Here is a 19,285-nt window from a genome sequence, read left to right as displayed (position 1 = left end):
GCGGATTCCCATGAGCAGTTCAGATCGTAGTGCACCCTCAACGATGGCAGTCTATCTGCGTTTGTTGACCTATCTGCGTCCCTATATTGGTATATTTTTGTTGAGTATCGTGGGCTTTTTGATCTTTGCATCAACCCAACCAATGCTCGCTTACATACTCAAATATTTTGTCGATGGTCTAAGTAACCCTGGTGCCAGCCTGTTTCCCCCCAATGCCTATCTTCCCGATTTGCCCCTGCAGCAGGCGGTGCCGCTGTTAATTGTGCTGATCGCGGTTTGGCAAGGTATCGGCTCATTTTTGGGTAACTTCTTTCTGGCCCGGGTGTCGCTGGGCTTGGTGCATGACCTGCGGGTGGTGCTGTTCAACAAGCTTTTGGTCCTGCCGAATCGCTACTTCGATAATCATAGTTCGGGCCATCTGATTTCCCGTATCACCTTCAACGTGACCATGGTCACGGGGGCTGCCACCGATGCGATCAAGGTGGTGATTCGCGAGGGCATGACGGTGGTGTTCCTGTTCGCCTCCCTGCTGTGGATGAACTGGAAGCTGACCCTGGTGATGGTGGCGATACTGCCGCTGATTGGCCTGATGGTCAGCAGCACCAGCAAGAAATTCCGCAAGCAGAGCAAGCAGATCCAGGTAGCCATGGGCGATGTGACCCATGTGGCCTCCGAGACCATTCAAGGCTATCGGGTGGTGCGCAGCTTCGGCGGCGAGAGCTACGAGCAAACGCGCTTCCAGAGTGCCAGCCAGAGTAATACCGATAAGCAGTTGCGGATGGTCAAAACCGGCGCTGTTTATACTCCGACTCTGCAGCTGGTGACTTACAGCGCCTTGGCCTTGGTGATGTTCCTGGTCTTGTTCCTGCGCGGCGACTCGTCGGCCGGCGATCTGGTGGCCTATATCACCATGGCCGGCTTGCTGCCCAAGCCGATCCGTCAGCTTTCGGAGGTCAGCTCGACCATTCAGAAGGGCGTGGCCGGTGCCGAGAGCATCTTCGAGCAGCTGGATGAACCCTCCGAGGTCGATCACGGCAGCGTCGAACTGGAGCGAGTCACCGGCCGCCTGGAAGTGCGCAACCTCAGCTTTCAATACCCAGACACCGAACAACCGGTGTTGCATGACATCAGCTTTACTGCCGAGCCTGGGCAGATGGTCGCGTTGGTGGGCCGCTCCGGCAGCGGCAAGTCGACCCTGGCCAGCTTGGTGCCGCGTTTCTATCACCATGAGCAGGGACAGATACTGCTCGATGGGGTGGATGTCGAGGAATACAGCCTGCGTAATCTGCGTCGGCATATTGCCCTGGTGACCCAGCAGGTGACGCTGTTCAACGATACGGTGGCGAACAATATTGCCTACGGCGATTTGGCCGGCGCGCCCTTGGCGGATGTTCAGCTTGCCGCTGCCGCCGCCTATGCCGATGAATTTATTGTGAAGATGCCCCAGGCCTACCAGACCCTGGTGGGCGAGAACGGCGTGCTGCTGTCCGGTGGCCAGCGTCAGCGTTTGGCGATTGCCCGCGCCTTGCTGAAAAACGCCCCGGTGCTGATTCTCGATGAGGCCACTTCGGCGCTGGACACCGAATCCGAGCAGCATATTCAAAGCGCCCTGGATAAGGTCATGCAAGGTCGCACCACGCTGGTGATCGCCCACCGGCTGAGCACCATCGAGAAGGCCGATCTGATTCTGGTAATGGATCAGGGCCGCATCGTCGAGCGCGGCAGCCACGCCGAATTGCTCGCTCAGAACGGCTACTACAGTCGCCTGCACTCGCGGCAATTTGCCGACGCTGACGAAGAAGTGGCTGTCGAGAGCAATGCTTGATGCTTAATCGCCTGCGGGCCTGGCGTGAGCGCGGCTGGACGCCGATATCCGACGCCGATTATGCCGCCGTGTGGCAGCGTTTTGGTGGCAGTGTGGCCACCCATCCGCAGGTGGTCGAGCGCCTGGCCGGGCTGGCGGGCATTCCGGTGCGTTATCTGGGTTGGCTGGAAAATGGCGAGTTACAGGCGGCGCTGCCCACCTGGGGCCGCCATTTGGCGCTGTCTAAAGACGTGCTCAAGCAGCAGGGCAAGCGCGGCCTGCTCGATCTGGGTAATGCCGAGATCATCCTGCCGGTGGCGCCCGGCGCCAGCCTGCCGCTGCGCCATCGGGCGCGCTATGTCTCACCCTTGCATGCCGGGCAGTTCAATACCCTGAGTGCGCAGCCGGAAGGCCTGGCGTTGGCCCGCGAGCCCGAGCAGTACAGCAAAAAATTCCGCTACAACCAGCGCCGCGAACAACGTTTGCTGGAGGAGGCCGGCGGCGTGATTCGGCCGATGGCGGAGCTTTCTGCCGTCGAGCAGGCAACGATTTATGCGGATTTATTCCAGCGTCGTTGGGGTTTTTCCGCCACCGGCGAGGCCCATCTGGCCGAGGTGTTTGGCCTGTTGCGCGAATTTATGAGCGGTTCGCTGATCTACCTGAACGACGAGCCGGTGGCCATCCAGGTGCTGTACCGCGTCGAGGCGCCGCAGTGGATTAGCCTGGAATACATCAATGGCGGCGTCGACCCTACGAGCCGTGAGTTCAGCCCCGGCAGCGTGCTGAGTTTCGTCAATACCCAGACTGCCTGGGAAGACGCTCGCGCCCTGGGCAAGCCGCTGCGTTACTCATTCGGCCGCGCGGATCGCGAATACAAAGATCGCTGGTGCAATCGCCTGCCGGTGTATCAGGTGTAAGCGCTCAACATGCAATCAAACCCGTAGGTTGGGTTAGCGCAGCGTAACCCGACACTGCCGCTGCTTTTGCCGGCGCTGCGTTGGGTTACGCGGCGTTCGGGTAATGTGTTGCTTTTAAGATGTCGGTATCCGCCGCTAACCCAACCTACAAGTGTGATCTATGTCCGCACGCAAGCAGCAACTCCTTAAGCAGCATCGCCGGCACAAACGCATCGCCCTGTTGCTGGGGTTGGCGATGCTGCTGGTCCCCGCCGTACTGGTCGCATGGTGGTGGTTGCCGGTGCTGCTGATACTCGGTTGGATCGGCCATGAAGCCTGGTTTGCCGATCATCTGTTCTATGCCCCGAGCGACGATTATCAATACGCCTTTCCTACAGGCACTCAAGTTTTAGTGGTGCGCCTGCAGGGCGGGCAGTTACAGGTGGCGGGCGAGCTTGGCGCTGCCGATACCCTGATCCTGCAACTTGAGCTGCGCAGCACCTGGTTGGGCCGTTGGCTCGATCCTTATGTGCAGATCGGTACTGATCGGCAGGACTTCGAGCGCGGTGTCTGCGGCCAGCGTTACTTGAATTTATCCGGTCAACTGGCGGCGGCGCTCAAAGCCGGCCAATTGAGCTTGCACGGACGCTTTTGTCGGTTGGCGGCGACCGCCACCCTGCATGCGTTCACGAATCCCGATTACCCACAGCAGCGCCTGCTGGTGATAGCGCCCCATGCCGATGATGCCGAGCTGGCCGCCTATGGCCTCTACAGTCAGGCGGCGCAGGTCAGCATCGTCACCCTGACCCAGGGCGAGATTGAGGCCGAGAATTATCAGCTGCTTGGGTTGGATCAAGCCCAGGCCGCGCGCTTGAAGGGGCGCCTGCGCAGCTGGGACAGTCTGGCCATCCCGCTCTGGGGCGGCGTGCCACAAAGCCAGTGCGTGCAGCTGGGCTATTACTGTCTGCAGTTGCCGGCCATGCTCGATCAGCCCGAGCAGGCATTTGCCTCGCGCGAGTCGGGCGAAGGCGACATTCGCTCCGTGCGCCAACACAACTCGCTGCGCTTGCCGGGCGATGTCGATGGTCGGCCCAGCGGCAGTAACTTACACGCCGATCTGCTGGCGCTGCTGGAGCATTTTCGCCCGGAGGTGGTAGTCACCCCGCACCCAGAATTAGACCCGCACAGCGACCATGTTGCCGCCACTCGGGCGCTGCTCGACGCCATCCAGGCCAGCGCTTGGCAGCCGCACACCTTGCTGCTGTATGCCAATCACCTGCACGACAACGACCGCTGGCCGATGGGTCCGGCGGGCAATGGCATCGCCCTGCCGCCGGCGCTGAGCGCATTGCCCGCCGATGGTCTGTGGAGCCCGAGCCTGAGCGCCGAGCAACAGCTGGATAAGGCCATGGCGCTGCAGATGCAGCATGATTTGCAAGGCCGGCTGCCCTTTAAAAAACGTCTACGCCGGCTGATCCAGCAACTGTTGCTGGGCCGCCGTTGGCCGGCGACCGGCGATAACGAATTTATGCGCAAGGCGGTACGCCGCCATGAGCTGTTCTGGGTTCGGCATTTGTAGGCGGGGTCGAGCTGTAGGATGGCGTTGAGCGTAGCGATACCCATCAACCGTTTTACCGGCTTGATGGGTAACACCGCTGCGCGGCTAACCCATCCTACGACTCCCCATTTCCCCGGCCATGTTATGATTCGCGGCATTTTTTTGCTGCGCCCGACGCTGGAGTCTCCATGAAGTTGTCCATGCCCCGTTTCGATCAGGCCGCCGTGTTGGTGGTCGGTGATGTCATGCTCGACCGCTACTGGCATGGCGGCACCTCGCGGATTTCGCCGGAGGCGCCAGTGCCGGTGGTCAAGGTCGAGCAGATCGAAGATAGGCCCGGTGGCGCAGCCAACGTCGCGCTGAACATCGCCGCTCTCGGCGCTCCGGCCTTGTTGATCGGGGTTACCGGGGTGGACGAAGCGGCCACCAGCTTAAGCAACAGCTTGGCGGCGGCCGGGGTGGCGGCGCACTTTCAGCAGATCCCAGGCCAGCCGACCATCGTCAAGCTACGGGTCATCAGCCGTCATCAGCAATTGCTGCGGATGGATTTCGAGCAGCCATTCACTACCGATGCGCAGGCCATCGCCGCGACGGTTGAGGGTCTGCTGGCCGGGGTCAAGGTGCTGGTGTTGTCGGACTACGGCAAGGGCGCGCTGCAGAACCATCAGGTGCTGGTACAAGCGGCCCGTGCGCGCGGCATCCCGGTGCTGGCCGACCCCAAGGGCAAGGACTTTTCCATCTATCGTGGCGCCAGCCTGATCACCCCGAACTTGCATGAGTTTGAATCCATCGTCGGTGCCTGTGGGGATGAAGCCGAGCTGGTCGCCAAGGGCGCCAAGCTTATGCATGAGCTTGAGCTGGGCGCCTTGCTGGTGACCCGTGGCGAGCACGGCATGACCCTGCTGCGCCCGGAGCATCCGGCGCTGCATTTGCCGGCCCGCGCCCGTGAAGTGTTTGACGTGACCGGTGCCGGCGATACGGTGATCTCCACCCTGGCTGCCAGCTTGGCCGCCGGTGAGGAGCTGCCGCAAGCCGTGGCCCTGGCCAACCTGGCCGCCGGCATAGTGGTCGGTAAACTCGGTACCGCCGCCATCAGCGCGCCGGAACTGCGTCGCGCCGTGCAACGCGAGCAAGGCTCCGAGCGTGGCGTATTGAGCCTGGAACAGTTGCTGTGCAGCATCGGCGATGCCCGCGCCCACGGAGAGAAAATTGTCTTCACTAATGGCTGCTTCGACATCCTGCATGCCGGCCACGTCAGCTACCTCGAGCAGGCCCGCGCCCAAGGCGACCGGCTGGTGCTGGCGGTGAATGACGACGCTTCGGTCAGCCGCCTGAAAGGCCCAGGTCGGCCGATCAACTCGGTGGATCGGCGCATGGCCGTGCTGGCCGGTTTGGGCGCGGTCGATTGGGTGGTGAGCTTCAGCGAAGACACCCCGGAAAACCTGCTGCGCGCGGTCAAACCCGACGTTCTGGTGAAAGGCGGCGACTACGGCATCGACGGCGTGGTCGGTGGCGATATTGTCCGCGCCTATGGCGGCGAAGTGCGGGTGCTGGGGCTGGTGGCAAACAGCTCGACCACTGCCATTGTGGAAAAAATCCGCGAAGGCTCCTGAGCCTTCAATTGGCAGCGTGGCCAAATGGCTAAACTGCCACATCGTTTTGGCGTGGCAGTCATAGGCGGGTTTGCGGCAGCAGGTGCATGATCGACTCACCTTGATCATGTACTGAGCAGACACCGATGAAACTCGACGTACAAGGCCGCGCCCTCGCGGTACTGAATCGCTTGGCGCAAGCCGCTTGGCCGGACCGGCTGAAGCTGCGAAAACCTTTTGAGACGCTGATCTTTCGTGGCAGCCGGGCCAGCTTTCGCCTGGCCGCCAGCCGCGCGGCCAAGGGCAGTCGTGGGTCGCGTCCGCTCGACCCAGATGCGCTGTTCGACCTGTCGCTGTCCGACGAGCAGCAGATGCTGGTGGAGATGCTCGACAGTTTCGCCTCTGAGGTACTGCGCCCGGCGGGCCATGACGCCGATGGGTTGGCTGCCGTGCCAGCAGCCTTGCTGACTCAGGCGCAGGAACTGGGCCTGACCTTTTACGGCGTTAGCGAGCAGCACGGCGGCATGGCCGGCGAGCGCACCACCTTAAGCAATGCGCTTATCGCCGAGGCGCTGGGCAAGGGTGACCTGTCCCTGGCGGCCGCCTTGCTGGTGCCTTTGTCGGCGGCCAACTGCATCCGCCGCTGGGCCAGCGCCGAGCAGCAGGCGCGCTGGTTGCCGGCCTTTGTTGGCGAGCAGGCCGCGCCGCTGACGGCGATTGCCGTGAGTGAGCCGACGGTGATGTTTGATCCGCAGCGCCTCACCACCCGCGCCAAACGCAAGGCCGGCCACTATCTGCTGACCGGTGAGAAGTGCTTGGTGTTGCGCGGTCTGGAGGCCAGCCAGCTAATAGTCGCGGCGCAGACCAAGCAGGGCCCGGCGTTGTTTCTGCTGGATGCCGACAGTGCCGGCGTTGAGCGCCGAGCCGAGCCGGCCATGGGCCTGAAGGCGAGCGGCACCGCGCGGCTGCTGCTGAACAAGGTCAAGGTGCCGGCGGAAAATCGCTTGGCCGCCGAGCACTTCAACTACCAGAGCTTTCTCGACCACGCCGGCCTGGCTTGGTGTGCGCTGGCGGTTGGCACCGCCCAGGCGGCGCTGGACTATGTGATCCCTTACTGCAACGAGCGCCTGGCCTTCGGCGAACCGATCAGCCATCGCCAAGGCGTGGCCTTTATGGTCGCCGATATGGCGATTGAGGTGGATGCCATGCGCCTGCTGGTCTGGCGCGCCTGTGCGCGCGCCGAGCAAGGGCTGCCGTTCCAGCGCGAGGCCTATTTGGCGCGCCTGCTGTGCAGCGAGAAGGCCATGCAGATCGGCACCGATGCCGTGCAGTTGCTCGGCGGTCACGGTTTCACTAAAGAGCACCCGGTCGAACGCTGGTACCGCGATCTGCGCGGCGTGGCAATTATGGCCGGCGGCCTTCAGCTTTAAGGGAACGACACCGATGAATCTGGAAACTCCAAAAAAATTCCGTGGCCTGGTCACTCAGGCCCATCAAGTGGCGGCCCATTATTTCCGGCCAATCTCGCGTAAATACGACAAGGCCGAGCATGCCTATCCACAGGAGCTGGACCTGCTGGCGGCTTTGCTGGATGGGATGAACGCCGGCTCCCCGGATGCCATAGGTGCCACCTCGGCGAGCAAGCGCGGAGCCGCCCTGGAGCTGGCGCCGGGCAACAAGAATGGCGGCAACCTCTCTGCCCTGCTCGGGGTGATGGAGCTGTGCTGGGGCGATGTCGGCCTGCTGCTGGCCATGCCGCGCCAGGGCCTGGGCAATGCGGCGATTGCCGCCGTGGCCAATGATGAGCAGTTGCAGCGCTTCAATGGCACTTGGTCGGCGATGGCGATTACCGAGCCGGGCTGCGGCTCGGACTCGGCGGCGATCCGCACCACGGCGACTAAAGACGGCGATCACTACGTGCTGAATGGCGAGAAGATTTTCGTCACCTCAGGTGCGCGGGCCGATTCGGTGGTGGTCTGGGCGACGCTGGACAAAGCCCTCGGTCGCGCGGCGATCAAGTCCTTCGTGGTTGAGCACGGAACAAAGGGCATGACCGTTACTCGGCTGGAGAAGAAGCTCGGCATCAAGGCTTCCGATACCGCTGCGATCAGCTTTGTCGATTGCCGGGTGCCGGCCGCCAACTTGCTTGGCAACCCGGAAATCGACGTGCAAAAAGGCTTTGCCGGGGTGATGGAAACTTTCGACAACACCCGCCCGCTGGTCGCCGGTATGGCCATCGGCGTGGCCAAGGCGGCGCTGGATCGCACCCGCGAGCTGCTGAAGAAGCACTGCAAGTTGGACTACAGCAAACCGCTATTTGCCGTCACCCATGCCGAGGCGACCCTCTATCGCCTGGAGGCGGAATGGGAGGCGGCGCGGCTGCTGACTCTGAAGGCGGCGTGGATGGCCGACAACAAGTTGCCCAACTCCAAGGAAGCCTCGATTGCCAAGGCCAAGGCCGGGCGGATGGCCAATCAGATGACCCTTAAATGCGTCGAACTGGCCGGCGCCCTGGGCTACGGCGAAGACGAACTGCTGGAGAAATGGGCGCGGGACTCGAAGATTCTCGACATCTTCGAAGGCACCCAGCAGATCCAGTTGTTGATCGTCGCGCGGCGCTTGTTGGGCAAGAGTTCCAGCGAGTTGAAGTAGCGTTGTGCTGGTCGGCGCGCACCTGCATGCACCGCGCTGGGTAGGATGGGTTAGCCGCGTAGCGGCGTAACCCATCAATGGGGTCTTGAAGGTCTCGCGCACGGCATGGGTATCGCTGCGCTCAACCCATCCTACGTCCGCCGGATGTATCGGCGTTTAAGCGCGCTGGCGTTTGAGCCAGTCGTCCCAGCTGATGCGTTCATCGCGCACCAGCCAGCCATCACGTTCGGCAAAACCTTCCGACAACCACAGGTTATCGCTGCTGGCGCGCTGCAGTTGGCCTTGCTGCAGGGTGTAGAGCTCGCCGCTGGCGCGCTCGTTGTGCAAGGCAATCAGGTAGAGATCGGGGTATTGGCGTTCCAGGCGAGTAATCAGCTCATGGCCTTCGAGCTGTTCGTCGGCATGGAACAGACTGAGGTCGCGGGCCAGGCTGGGCAGTTCCAGGCGTAGGCTGTAGATCAGTTGCAAGGAGGCGGTTGGCAGGTGCACGTAAGCCATCGGTCGCTCCAGTAGCGGCAACTCAGCGCTGAATACCGGATGGGTCGAGCCCACTTGCGCCTGCAGGTCGAAGTGCAGCTCATCGATATAGTGCAGGCAGTCGGCGTAGGGGGTAGGCAGCCATGTCTGGGCAAAACGCCCGCCGAGCCAGCCGGAGTCGCTCTCCACCAGGCATTCCTCGGCCACTTCCTGCAGGGCGGTGAGCAAGGGCAGGTGCAGTTCGTGGGCCGGCACGTAGCCGGAGATCAGCTTGAGCACGGTGTCGCCACGGTCTTCGCGCTGTTGGCGCACCACTACCCAGTAATCGCGGCCGTCTAGGTGCAGGGTCAGGCGTACCGAGACGCCGAGGTTGGCCAGCTCCACGGTAAATTTCTGACTGTCGGCGATGGCCAGCGGTTTGCGCCGCGCCTGCATCTGGCTGAAGTTTAACGGCTGACCGATGCCTTGATAGCAGAGCTGATGGGCATTGGCTTCGACATGCAAGGCCAGGGTCTTGAAGTTCTCTGGGGGCTTGCGTGCGAGGGTCTGCGGCATAGTCGGCTCCGGTCAACGGCATAGGGGAAGGCAGTTACAGGCTAGCAGGCTGTCAGTGTGCGACCCAATAGATGACGGGTGGCAAGCGCTGCGACCAACGGCCGCAGCCTGCAAATTGCCGCGGATGGGCTAATAGCTATGTCCCAGTTACGTGTTGCACAGCGCTTTTGTAGGGTGGGTTAGTGGCGCAGGGCGGGATCAGAGCATCGACTGCGGAATGCGTGCGCCACGTAACCCACCAAGCAGTAATCGGCCGGCTCCATCTGGTGGGTTACGGCGCAGCAGACTAAGCGTCAGTAGATAGCCCGTGGCATGCGCCTAACCCACCCTACGAATAACCGCCGCCGCCGTGGCGACGTTATGGGCCAAATGTAGGGGATTCATAGTCGCTGCCGACTAGCGCAGACTACGAATAACCGCTGCCGCCGTGGCGACGTTATGGGCCAGGTGCAGCGGATTGATGGTGCCGACTATGGCGCTGCAGACTCCGGGGTGGCTGAACAGCAGCTCAAAGCTGGCGCGCACCGGGTCAACCCCGGCTGCCAGGCATACGTGGCCGCTGGCCAGGGCTTTTTTCACCAGAATGGCTTTGCCGTGTTTGGCGGCGTAGTCGAGCACCGGCTTCTCGCCTTGCTCGTTGAGGTTGTAGGTGACCATGGCGCAGTCTCCTTGCTGCAGGGCCAGCAGGCCGCCTTCGACGGTTTTGCCGGAGAGGCCGAAGGCGCCGATTTTGCCTTCGCGTTTGAGCTCGGCAAGCGTTGCGTAGATGCCACTGTGTTGCAGAATCTCCAGGTCATGGCCGTCGGAATGCACCAGCAGCAGGTCGATCTGCTCGGTCTCCAGCCGGCGCAAGCTGCGCTCCACCGACAAGCGCGTGTGCGCCGGGCTGAAGTCGTAGTGCGACTGGCCATTCTCGTACTCTTCGCCGACCTTGCTGACGATCACCCAGTCCTGGCGTTGGCCGCGCAGCAGCGGACCGAGGCGCTCCTCGCTAATGCCGTAGGCCGGCGCCGTATCGATCAGGTTGATGCCCAGTTCGCGGGCTTGCGCGAGCAAGGCGCGGGCGGCGGCGTCATCTGGGATGCTGAAGCCGTTGGGGTATTTCACCCCCTGGTCACGGCCGAGCTTCACCGTGCCTAAGCCGAGCGGCGAGACCCGTAAACCTGTGCTGCCCAGTGGTCGGTGCAGGTCGTGCAAGCTGGCGGCAAAACTCATGGCAGCAACTCCTCCCAGGGCGCGCGGGCCAGGGCCGGGCGCGGCAGTTCAGGCCATGGCAGATGTTGGCCGGGCGCTATGCCGTCCCGGTGCAGGGCGACTAGTACGCGGTCGGCAAAGTCCGGGGCCAGCGCCAGTTTGGTCGGCCAGCCGACCAGCAAGCGGCCCTGTTCGGCGAGAAAGGCGTTGTCCGGGCGCAGCAGACCCGATTGCGCCGGCTCGGCGCGGTTGACCCGCAAGGTCGCCCAGTGGGTGGCGGACTGGTCGACCCAGGGCAGTAAATCCGCCAGCTCTTTTTGTGCGGCGCGAATTTGCGCCGCTTCATCGCGGGCTACGCCATCGGCTTCGGCCAAGTCGCCACCCAAATACCAGACCCATTGGCCGTCGGCGGCCGGATGAGTGGTGACCGTGACCCGAGGCTTCGGCCCGCCACCCAAACAGTGGGCGTACAACGGCTTGAGCGCCGGCCCTTTGGCCAGCACCATATGCAGCGGTCGCAACTGTTGAGTGGGTTGCTGAATATCGAGCTTGGCGAGCAACTCGGCATTGCCGGCGCCGGCACTCAGTACGATGCGTTGGGCGCGAACCTCACGGCCATCAATGATCAGTCCGGCCAGCGCGCCGTTGTCGTGCAGCGGCTCGATGTTTTGCCCGGCCAGTAGGCTGTCGCCGGCCAGTTCGGCCAGGCGGGCGATCAGGCTCGGCACGTCCAGCACCAGCTCGGCCAGGCGATAAACTTTGCCCTTGAACTTGGGGTCTTGCAGCGCCGGCGGCAGTTGCTCGCCCTTGACCTGATCGACCCGGCCGCGCACCGCCTTGCTGGCGAAAAAACTAGCGAGATTGCCGCCCAGGGTGCCGGGAGACCATAGATAGTGGGCGTCGGACAGCAGGCGCACGCCGCGCAGGTCCAGTTCGCCCTCGCCACTCAAGGCTTCGCGCCAGCGCCGCGGCATATCGGCAATCGCCTCCGAGGCGCCGCTCAGGGCGCCGTGCAGCGCGTACTTGGCACCGCCGTGGATGATCCCCTGGGACTTCACGCTCTGCCCGCCGCCGAGGCTGGCGTTCTCCACCAGCAGGCTGGCAAAGCCCTGTTGGCGCAGGCGCGCGTGCAGCCAGAGACCGGCGATACCGCCGCCAACGATCAACACGTCAGTAGAAAGGGCCTGGGTCATAGCGCTGCCTTACTCGGGAAAACAGGCCGGCAGTATACAGGGAAGCCACGCGCTACAAGATTACACAACCGTAGGATGGGTGGAGCGCAGCGATACCCATCACACCGCCGGCGCCGCGTTGCCAGGCGCCGGCGGTTGCTGGCGGGCATGGCTGAATTGATCGAAGCGGGATGAACAATGGGTATCGCTGCACTCAACCGCATCCTACAAAAGGCGGCGGCCGCTGCAACCGCTAACGGCTATATCGCCAGCTACAAGGTTGCAGGATGGGTTGGCTCAGTGCCCGGCGGTGCTGGAAAACAGCTGAATCACCACCACGCCGCCGACAATCAGGCTCATGCCGACAATCGCCGGCAGGTCGAGTTTTTGCTGATACAAAAACAGCGCGGCAATGCTCACCAGCACTATCCCCAGGCCAGCCCAGACCGCATAGGCGATGCCGATTGGGATGGTTTTTACCACCACCGACAACAACCACAGCGACAACCCATAACCGGCCACCACGAGGATTAATGGCAGCGGTTTATTGAAACCGTCGAGGGCCTTCATGGAGGTGGTGGCGATAACTTCGGCGGCGATGGCAATACCGAGAAACAGATAGCCGGACATGTTGCTGACTCCTTTTAATGTGCAGCGATTCTACGGGCTGCCCCGATGGGGTAAAGTTGATAGCAATCTGCAGGGGAGATGGGTTGTGCGCTGGAACCTTGAGCAACTAACGCTGTTTGTGCGCATCGCCGAAGGACAGTCCTTCTCCGCCGTGGCCCGTGATCTGCGCCGCGCCCAATCGGCGGTGAGCAATGCCATGGCCCTGCTGGAGGTGGACTTGGGTATGTTGCTGTTTGAACGCAGCAGCGGTCGCCAGCCACGTTTGACCGCCGCCGGCACGGTGCTGCTGGAGGATGCGCGGGAGATTTTGCGTCAGTGTCAGCGCTTGGAAGCGCGCGCCCAAGGCCTGGTGCGCGGCGAGGAGGCGACCCTGCGCTTGGCTCAGGATGAGGCCGTGCCGTTTCGTCCGGTGCACGACAGTTTGGAGGCGCTGGCGCGGCAATTCCCCTTGTTGGAGGTGCAGCTGGCCAGCGGCGCCCAGGGTGAGGTGGCGCGCATGTTGCTGGAGCGGCGCGCCGACCTGGGTTTGCTGTTTCAGCACGAGCGCATCCCCGAAGCGCTGGAGCGCCAACGCCTGGGCAGCGTCGAGATGGTCACGGTCTGCGGCGCCGGCCACCCCTTGGCGGGCGCCAGCTATGTCGACCGCCGTGAGCTGGCCCGGCATCGGCAATTGCTGATGGCACCCCACGACAGCCACTATCCGGGCGGCGAGCAAATCAGCCCGTCACTGTGGCGGGCCGATAGCTTCTATTCGATGGCCGAATTGCTGATGCGCAACCTCGGCTGGGCCTGGCTGCCGCGCCATGTGTTGCAGTACCCGGCCTATCAGCAACAACTGCTGGAACTGGCCAGCGACTGGACGCCGCCGCCCCTGGTGGTGGAGTTGGTCTGGCGCCGCGACGAAGCGCTGGGTCCGGCGGCGCGCTGCCTGGCCGAATGCTTGCGCCAGCATCTGCAGGCGCTGGGTTAACGCCGCATGGCCGAGCGCAGTAGTTTTTCAACGGCCTGCCAACCCAGTAAACTGCGCGGCATGAATAGAACCCTATACAGCCTGTTGTTTCATCTCGGTTTGCCGTTGCTGGCGTTGCGCATTCTCTGGCGCGGCTGGCAGGCGCCGGCTTATCGGCAGCGCCTGGCTGAGCGATTTTCCCTTGGCATGCCGGCGCTCAAGCCCGGCGGCATCTGGCTGCATGCGGTGTCGGTGGGCGAAAGCATCGCCGCAGCGCCCTTGGTACGTGAGTTGCTGCTGCGCTACCCAGACTTGCCGATCACCATCACCTGCATGACCCCGACCGGTTCCGAGCGGATTCGCGCGCTGTTCTGCCAGGGCGAGTTTGCCGCGCGGGTGCAGCACTGCTATCTGCCCTACGACTTGCCGTGGGCTGCGGCGCGCTTTATCGGGCGGCTGCAGCCCAAGCTTGCGGTGATCATGGAGACCGAGCTATGGCCTAACCATATTCACCAATGCGCCAAGCGCTGCGTGCCGGTGGTGTTGGCCAATGCGCGCTTGTCGCAGCGTTCGGCCCGTGGCTATGGGCGCTTTGCCAAATTGACCGCACCTATGCTGGCCGAGCTGAGCCTGATCGCGGCGCAGACCGAAGTCGAGGCGCAGCGTTTTCGCCAACTCGGCGCCCGGCCCGAGTGCGTGACTGTGACTGGCTCGATCAAGTTTGATCTGCACTTGGACCCGCAGCTGTTACCGCGGGCCCAAGCCTTGCGCGCTGACTGGCAGGCCGAGCAGCGTCCGCTGTGGATCGCCGCCAGCACCCATGCCGGCGAAGATGAAATCGTCCTGGCCGCTCACCGGCAACTCTTGCTGCAGTATCCGCAAGCCTTGTTGATCTTGGTGCCGCGCCATCCCGAGCGCTTCGCCAGCGTGTTTGAGCTGTGCCAAAAACAAGGCTTCAGCACCTGCCGGCGCTCATTGGCCGAGGCGCCGACGGCGGACACCCGCGTGTTGCTCGGCGACACCATGGGCGAGTTGCTGTTTCTCTACGCCCTGGCCGATGCCGCTTTGGTCGGCGGCAGCTTGGTTGCCAATGGTGGCCACAATCTGCTGGAACCGGCGGCCCTCGGCGTGCCGGTACTCAGCGGCCCGCACCTGTTTAACTTCACGGAGATCGCCGCCTTGCTGCGGGATGCGGGAGCCTTGCAAGAGGTAGCCGATGCACCGGCCTTGGTGGCCGCGCTGAGTGATTTATGGCAGCAACCGGCGCACGCCGAGGCCATGGCCGCCGCCGGGCTGGCCGTAGTAAAAGCCAATCAGGGCGCGCTGCAGCGGTTGCTCGCTGGGGTGCAGGGGTTGTTGGGTTGCAGCCAAAAGTGATAAGGCTTTGTCGCCTTTCGTAAGGCTCTGTACCCGTTACCTGTTGAGTGCAAAACGTAGGGTGGGCTTCAGCCCACCAAACCCCTTGTCGAGCGGTGGTGGGCTGAAGCCCACCCTACGAAACTGTCGCGGCTAAAGCCCCTCCTACAGATAGCATTTCAACCACTAACGCAGACATAGCCAATAAAAAAACCGCCGCAGCGGTTTTTTTATTGGGCGGGCTATCAGTAGTTCGGGTCGCCGCGCAGTTGCGCTTCGGCGGCCTTGGCCAGGTCTGGCGGCAGGTAGTCTTTGTCCGGGTTGTAGTTCTTGTTGAGGAAGGTCGCCAGGGCGCTCAGGTCGGCTGGGCTTAAGGTGCCGGCGGCTTGCTTGAGGCTGAGGTTGTTGAGGATGTAGCCGTAGCGCGCGTCGTTGTAGTTGCGCACCGAGGCGTACAGCGAGCGCTGGGCGTTGAGTACGTCAACAATATTGCGGGTGCCGACTTGGTAGCCGATTTGCGTGGCTTCCAGCGAGCTTTGGTTGGAGATTACCGATTGCTTGCGGGCTTGCACCTGTTGCACGTCGGAGGTCACGGCGCGGTACAGGTTGCGGGTGTTCTGCACCACTTGGCGGCGCAGTTCTTCGCGCGATTGCTCGCTTTGATTGAGGCGCTCGAACGACTGGCGCACTTGCGAGCTGGTCAGGCCGCCGCTGTAGATCGGCACGTTAAGCTTGAGGCCGAGAGTGCTTTGCTCAACATCGCTGCCGTATTGGACCGGCGAGCCAGTGCTGTTGTTGAAACCGAAGTTGTCGTTGTCGCCTTTGCCGTAGCTGGCGACTGCAGCCAGTGTCGGTGCATGGCCGGATTTGCTCTGCCGCAGGGCTTCGCCGGCCGCGTCGACGGCGAAGTTGCTCGACAGCAAACGCAGGTTTTGCTGCGAGGCGGTGTCGACCCAGGCCTTGGCATCGCTGGGGGTCGGCGGCAGAATCGGCAGGCTGTGGCGCATGCCGTCAACCGCGCTGTAATCACGGTTGGTCAGGGTGGTCAGGGCCTGGAAGGCGTCGTCCACTTGCTGCTGGGAGATGATCCGGTTCGCCACCGAGGTGTCATAACCGGCTTGCGATTCGAGTACATCGGTTTTGTCCGACAGGCCCACATCAAAGCGTTCGTTGGACTGATCGAGCTGGCGCTTGAAGGCCGCTTCTTCGGCTTTGCTGGTGGCCAAGCCGTCCTGGGCGCGCAGCACGTTGAAGTAAGCCTGGGCGCTTTGCAGAATCAGGTCTTGCTCGGTGGCGGAGAAGTCCAGCGAGGCTTGTTCGCTGCTGGCTTCGGCGGCCTTCAATTGGAACCAGGCCGCAGCGTTGAACAGCTGCTGGCTGAGGTTGGCTTGATAGCTGTTGCCGCTGCGCGTGCTGGTCGTCGACGGCGTGTCGAGGGCGGTGCGGGTGCTTTGCACGGTGCCCTCGGCCGACAGGTTGGGCAGCAAGGCCGAGCGCGCCTGGGGCACGGCTTCGACACGGGCCAGGTAATCGGCACGGGCGGCGGCCAGGGCGGCGTTGTTATTGACGGCTTCCTGATAGACAGAAACCAGGTCGGTCTTGCTCGATTGCGGGGTTTCTGCTGCCCAGACGGCTGCGCTGGAAGCGGCGGCCACGGCAACAGCCAGAGAGAGTCTGCGCAACATGCGGTAATCCTGAAATTGGCAATGGTCAGCAAGGCTAAGCGGCGTTGCTGTAGGGGTCAAGGGGACTATTAGTGGCGGGCCTCTAGTTTGCAACAAGCTATGTTGCTTTAGCGCAACAATCTGCCAGTTCAGGCTGCGTAAAAACTACTGCGCTCGATTATGCGGCGTTAAAAATAGTCTGAGTCGTCGGGGGTTGCGGCACTTTCCGACCGGACGGTCATGATTTTTTGACTGGCGGGTTGGTTTTATCCGGGCGGCTTGATTAGACTAGCCAGGTTCTTGTCGGGGTGCCTTGAGTTGAGGCTGAGATCGAATTTTTTCGGATCCCGTTGAACCTGATCAGGTTAACGCCTGCGTAGGGAACAAGATGTGCTCGCCCAACGAGCCTCTCGCACCAGCCCTGGTGCCCCAAACGCTTCAGGTTTACTCCGACAATTCTCGCCTTGCAGCAGTTGTGGAGAATCACCTGATGAGTGCCGAAGAAAAAAATCTGAGCCGTAAGAGCTCGAGTGCCAGCAATTTGAGCGAAAGCGCTCAGGTTGATCAGCAGTCCGTACAGCCGTTTACCAATTCCGAAAAAATCTATGTGCAGGGCTCGCGCCCCGACATCCGCGTGCCGATGAGGCAGATCAGCCTGGACATCACCCCGACCGAATTTGGCGGTGAGGTGAATGCGCCGGTGGTCGTCTATGACACCTCTGGCCCTTACACCGACCCGGCCGCGACCATCGACGTGCGCAAAGGCCTGTGCGACGTGCGTTCCAGCTGGATCAGCGACCGTAACGACACCGAATTGCTCGACGGCCTGAGTTCCAATTTCGGCCTCGAACGTCTGGCCGATCCTGAACTGACCGCCATGCGCTTCGCCCACGTGCGCAACCCGCGTCGCGCCAAAGCCGGCGCCAACGTCAGCCAGATGCACTACGCCCGCCAAGGCATCATCACCGCCGAGATGGAATACGTCGCCATCCGCGAAAACATGAAGCTGCAAGAGGCTCGCGCCGCCGGTCTGTTGACCGCGCAGCACGCCGGCCAAAGCTTCGGCGCCAGCGTGCCGAAAGAAATCACCGCCGAATTCGTCCGCGAAGAAATTGCCCGTGGCCGCGCCATCATCCCGGCCAACATCAACCACGTTGAGTTGGAGCCGATGATCATCGGCCGCAACTTCCTGGTGAAGATCAACGGCAACATCGGCAACTCGGCGCTGGGTTCTTCCATCGAAGAAGAAGTCGCCAAGCTGACCTGGGGTATTCGCTGGGGCTCGGACACAGTCATGGACCTGTCCACCGGCAAGCACATCCATGAAACCCGCGAGTGGATCATCCGCAACTCGCCGGTGCCAATCGGTACCGTGCCGATCTACCAGGCACTGGAGAAGGTTGGCGGCGCCGCCGAAGACCTGACCTGGGAGCTGTTCCGCGACACCCTGATCGAGCAAGCCGAGCAGGGCGTCGACTACTTCACCATCCACGCCGGCGTGTTGTTGCGCTATGTACCGATGACCGCCAAGCGCGTCACCGGCATCGTTAGCCGTGGCGGTTCGATCATGGCCAAGTGGTGCCTGGCGCACCATAAAGAGAACTTCCTTTACACCCACTTCGACGAAATCTGCCAGATCATGAAGGCCTATGACGTCAGCTTCTCCCTGGGCGATGGCCTGCGTCCGGGCTCGATTGCTGACGCCAACGACGAAGCCCAGTTCGGTGAGCTGGAAACCCTCGGCGAGCTGACCAAGATCGCCTGGAAGCACGATGTCCAGGTGATGATCGAAGGCCCCGGCCACGTGCCGATGCAGCTGATCAAAGAGAACATGGAGAAGCAGCTGGAATGCTGCGACGAGGCGCCGTTCTACACCCTCGGGCCGCTGACCACCGACATTGCGCCGGGCTACGACCACATCACCAGCGGCATCGGCGCGGCGATGATCGGCTGGTTCGGTTGCGCCATGCTCTGCTACGTGACGCCTAAGGAGCACCTGGGCTTGCCGAACAAGGATGACGTCAAGACCGGCATCATCACCTACAAGATCGCCGCCCACGCGGCCGACTTGGCCAAGGGCCATCCGGGTGCGCAGATTCGCGACAATGCCTTGAGCAAGGCGCGTTTCGAGTTCCGCTGGAACGACCAGTTCAACCTGGGCCTAGACCCGGACACCGCCCGTAGCTACCACGACGAAACCCTGCCGAAAGACTCGGGCAAGGTCGCGCATTTCTGCTCCATGTGCGGCCCGAAATTCTGCTCGATGAAAATCACCCAGGAAGTGCGCGTCTACGCCGAAGAACAACGCATCGCCGCGTTGGACTTGGACAAGGAAGCGGTAGAACTGGGCATGCAGGCCAAAGCCGAGGAGTTCAAATCCCAAGGCAGCGAGCTGTACCACAAGGTCTGAGATCAGCCGCTGAGACGGGTTTTGGATTGGTAAAGGAACGGGCCGTGAGGCCCGTTTTTTTATGGGTTGGATTTGCTTTTGTCGAAGGCTCATGGCTTGGGAAAAGCTGGTGGGCAAGCTGCGCGTTGCCCACCCTAGGTTTGCCTTGCACCTTGAGTTGGGTCATTTGTGATGCGTGTAGGGTGGAAAACTGCGAAGCATTTTTCACCGGGGATGGCGGGACTTTCTTACTTAAGGAAGCACTGATTTATTCGCCACCTCCGAGCCAAATTGCGAAAATAGCCCGAGAGCCATTGCCCAGAGCCAACCATGCAAAAGACCTTCTCGGAACTGGAATACGCCGGCAAGAAAAAGCAGACCCGCCGTGATCGCTTTC

14 protein-coding genes and 1 riboswitch are annotated in these 19,285 nt (G+C 62.2%); of the genes, 9 read left to right on the top strand and 5 right to left on the bottom strand.

Features of this window, described 5'->3' with window-relative positions:
* Positions 1-10: 10 nt before the first annotated feature.
* The 6 genes from msbA to Q8R10_RS04505 all read left to right on the top strand — a co-directional run bounded on the left by msbA (position 11) and on the right by Q8R10_RS04505 (position 8,502).
* Positions 11-1,825 (top strand): lipid A export permease/ATP-binding protein MsbA, encoded by a 1,815-nt coding sequence (gene msbA, locus Q8R10_RS04530; RefSeq protein WP_305651426.1) that lies wholly within the window; start codon positions 11-13, stop codon positions 1,823-1,825.
* Positions 1,825-2,721, top strand: coding sequence for a GNAT family N-acetyltransferase (locus Q8R10_RS04525; RefSeq protein ID WP_305651424.1), 897 nt, complete (start codon positions 1,825-1,827; stop codon positions 2,719-2,721). The genes msbA and Q8R10_RS04525 overlap by 1 nt, the downstream gene beginning before the upstream one ends.
* Before the next feature lie 160 nt (positions 2,722-2,881).
* A complete protein-coding gene (locus Q8R10_RS04520; protein ID WP_305651423.1) occupies positions 2,882-4,279 on the top strand; it encodes a PIG-L deacetylase family protein in 1,398 nt (465 codons plus the stop codon).
* Between the two features lie 167 nt (positions 4,280-4,446).
* A complete protein-coding gene (gene hldE / locus Q8R10_RS04515; protein WP_305651422.1) occupies positions 4,447-5,871 on the top strand; it encodes a bifunctional D-glycero-beta-D-manno-heptose-7-phosphate kinase/D-glycero-beta-D-manno-heptose 1-phosphate adenylyltransferase HldE in 1,425 nt (474 codons plus the stop codon).
* 125 nt (positions 5,872-5,996) lie between these two features.
* Positions 5,997-7,280: an acyl-CoA dehydrogenase family protein gene (locus Q8R10_RS04510; RefSeq protein WP_305651420.1), complete on the top strand. Its 1,284-nt coding sequence runs from the start codon at positions 5,997-5,999 to the stop codon at positions 7,278-7,280.
* A 13-nt stretch (positions 7,281-7,293) separates the two neighbouring features.
* Entirely contained in the window at positions 7,294-8,502 is a 1,209-nt protein-coding gene (locus tag Q8R10_RS04505; protein WP_305651418.1) for an acyl-CoA dehydrogenase family protein, read from the top strand.
* 156 nt (positions 8,503-8,658) lie between these two features.
* On the opposite strand, the gene Q8R10_RS04500 is transcribed toward Q8R10_RS04505, so the two are convergent.
* From Q8R10_RS04500 to Q8R10_RS04485, 4 genes are all read right to left on the bottom strand, one after another.
* On the bottom strand, positions 8,659-9,534 hold the full coding sequence (locus tag Q8R10_RS04500; RefSeq protein ID WP_305651416.1) for a metal ABC transporter ATPase: 876 nt from the start codon (positions 9,532-9,534) through the stop codon (positions 8,659-8,661).
* Positions 9,535-9,930: 396 nt separating this feature from the next.
* Positions 9,931-10,749 (bottom strand): aldo/keto reductase, encoded by an 819-nt coding sequence (locus Q8R10_RS04495; RefSeq protein WP_305651414.1) that lies wholly within the window; start codon positions 10,747-10,749, stop codon positions 9,931-9,933.
* Positions 10,746-11,921, bottom strand: a complete 1,176-nt coding sequence (locus Q8R10_RS04490) for an FAD-binding oxidoreductase (RefSeq protein WP_305651413.1) — start codon at positions 11,919-11,921, stop codon at positions 10,746-10,748. The genes Q8R10_RS04495 and Q8R10_RS04490 overlap by 4 nt, the downstream gene beginning before the upstream one ends.
* A 276-nt stretch (positions 11,922-12,197) precedes the next feature.
* Complete coding sequence (locus Q8R10_RS04485; RefSeq protein WP_305651412.1) at positions 12,198-12,530, bottom strand: multidrug efflux SMR transporter; 333 nt, start codon at positions 12,528-12,530, stop codon at positions 12,198-12,200.
* A gap of 85 nt (positions 12,531-12,615) precedes the next feature.
* On the opposite strand from Q8R10_RS04485, the gene Q8R10_RS04480 reads away from it, so the two are divergent.
* Entirely contained in the window at positions 12,616-13,500 is an 885-nt protein-coding gene (locus Q8R10_RS04480) for a LysR family transcriptional regulator (protein ID WP_305651411.1), read from the top strand.
* Between the two features lie 60 nt (positions 13,501-13,560).
* Positions 13,561-14,856 carry a lipid IV(A) 3-deoxy-D-manno-octulosonic acid transferase gene (waaA, locus tag Q8R10_RS04475; protein ID WP_305651410.1) on the top strand — a complete coding sequence of 432 codons (1,296 nt, stop codon included), beginning with the start codon at positions 13,561-13,563 and terminating at the stop codon, positions 14,854-14,856.
* A 224-nt stretch (positions 14,857-15,080) separates the two neighbouring features.
* Here waaA and Q8R10_RS04470 read toward each other — a convergent pair whose 3' ends face one another.
* Positions 15,081-16,520 carry a TolC family outer membrane protein gene (locus Q8R10_RS04470; RefSeq protein ID WP_305651408.1) on the bottom strand — a complete coding sequence of 480 codons (1,440 nt, stop codon included), beginning with the start codon at positions 16,518-16,520 and terminating at the stop codon, positions 15,081-15,083.
* A 273-nt stretch (positions 16,521-16,793) separates the two neighbouring features.
* A riboswitch (TPP riboswitch) is annotated at positions 16,794-16,899 on the top strand.
* 90 nt (positions 16,900-16,989) lie between these two features.
* Here Q8R10_RS04470 and thiC point away from each other — a divergent pair.
* Positions 16,990-18,909 (top strand): phosphomethylpyrimidine synthase ThiC, encoded by a 1,920-nt coding sequence (gene thiC / locus Q8R10_RS04465; protein WP_305651406.1) that lies wholly within the window; start codon positions 16,990-16,992, stop codon positions 18,907-18,909.
* Positions 18,910-19,285: the final 376 nt, after the last annotated feature.

The sequence above is a fragment of the Pseudomonas sp. genome, from assembly GCF_030698175.1.
GTDB lineage: Bacteria > Pseudomonadota > Gammaproteobacteria > Pseudomonadales > Pseudomonadaceae > Aquipseudomonas.
Note: the sequence above shows the minus strand (reverse complement) of the source record. Positions and strands in the feature narration are given on the sequence as shown.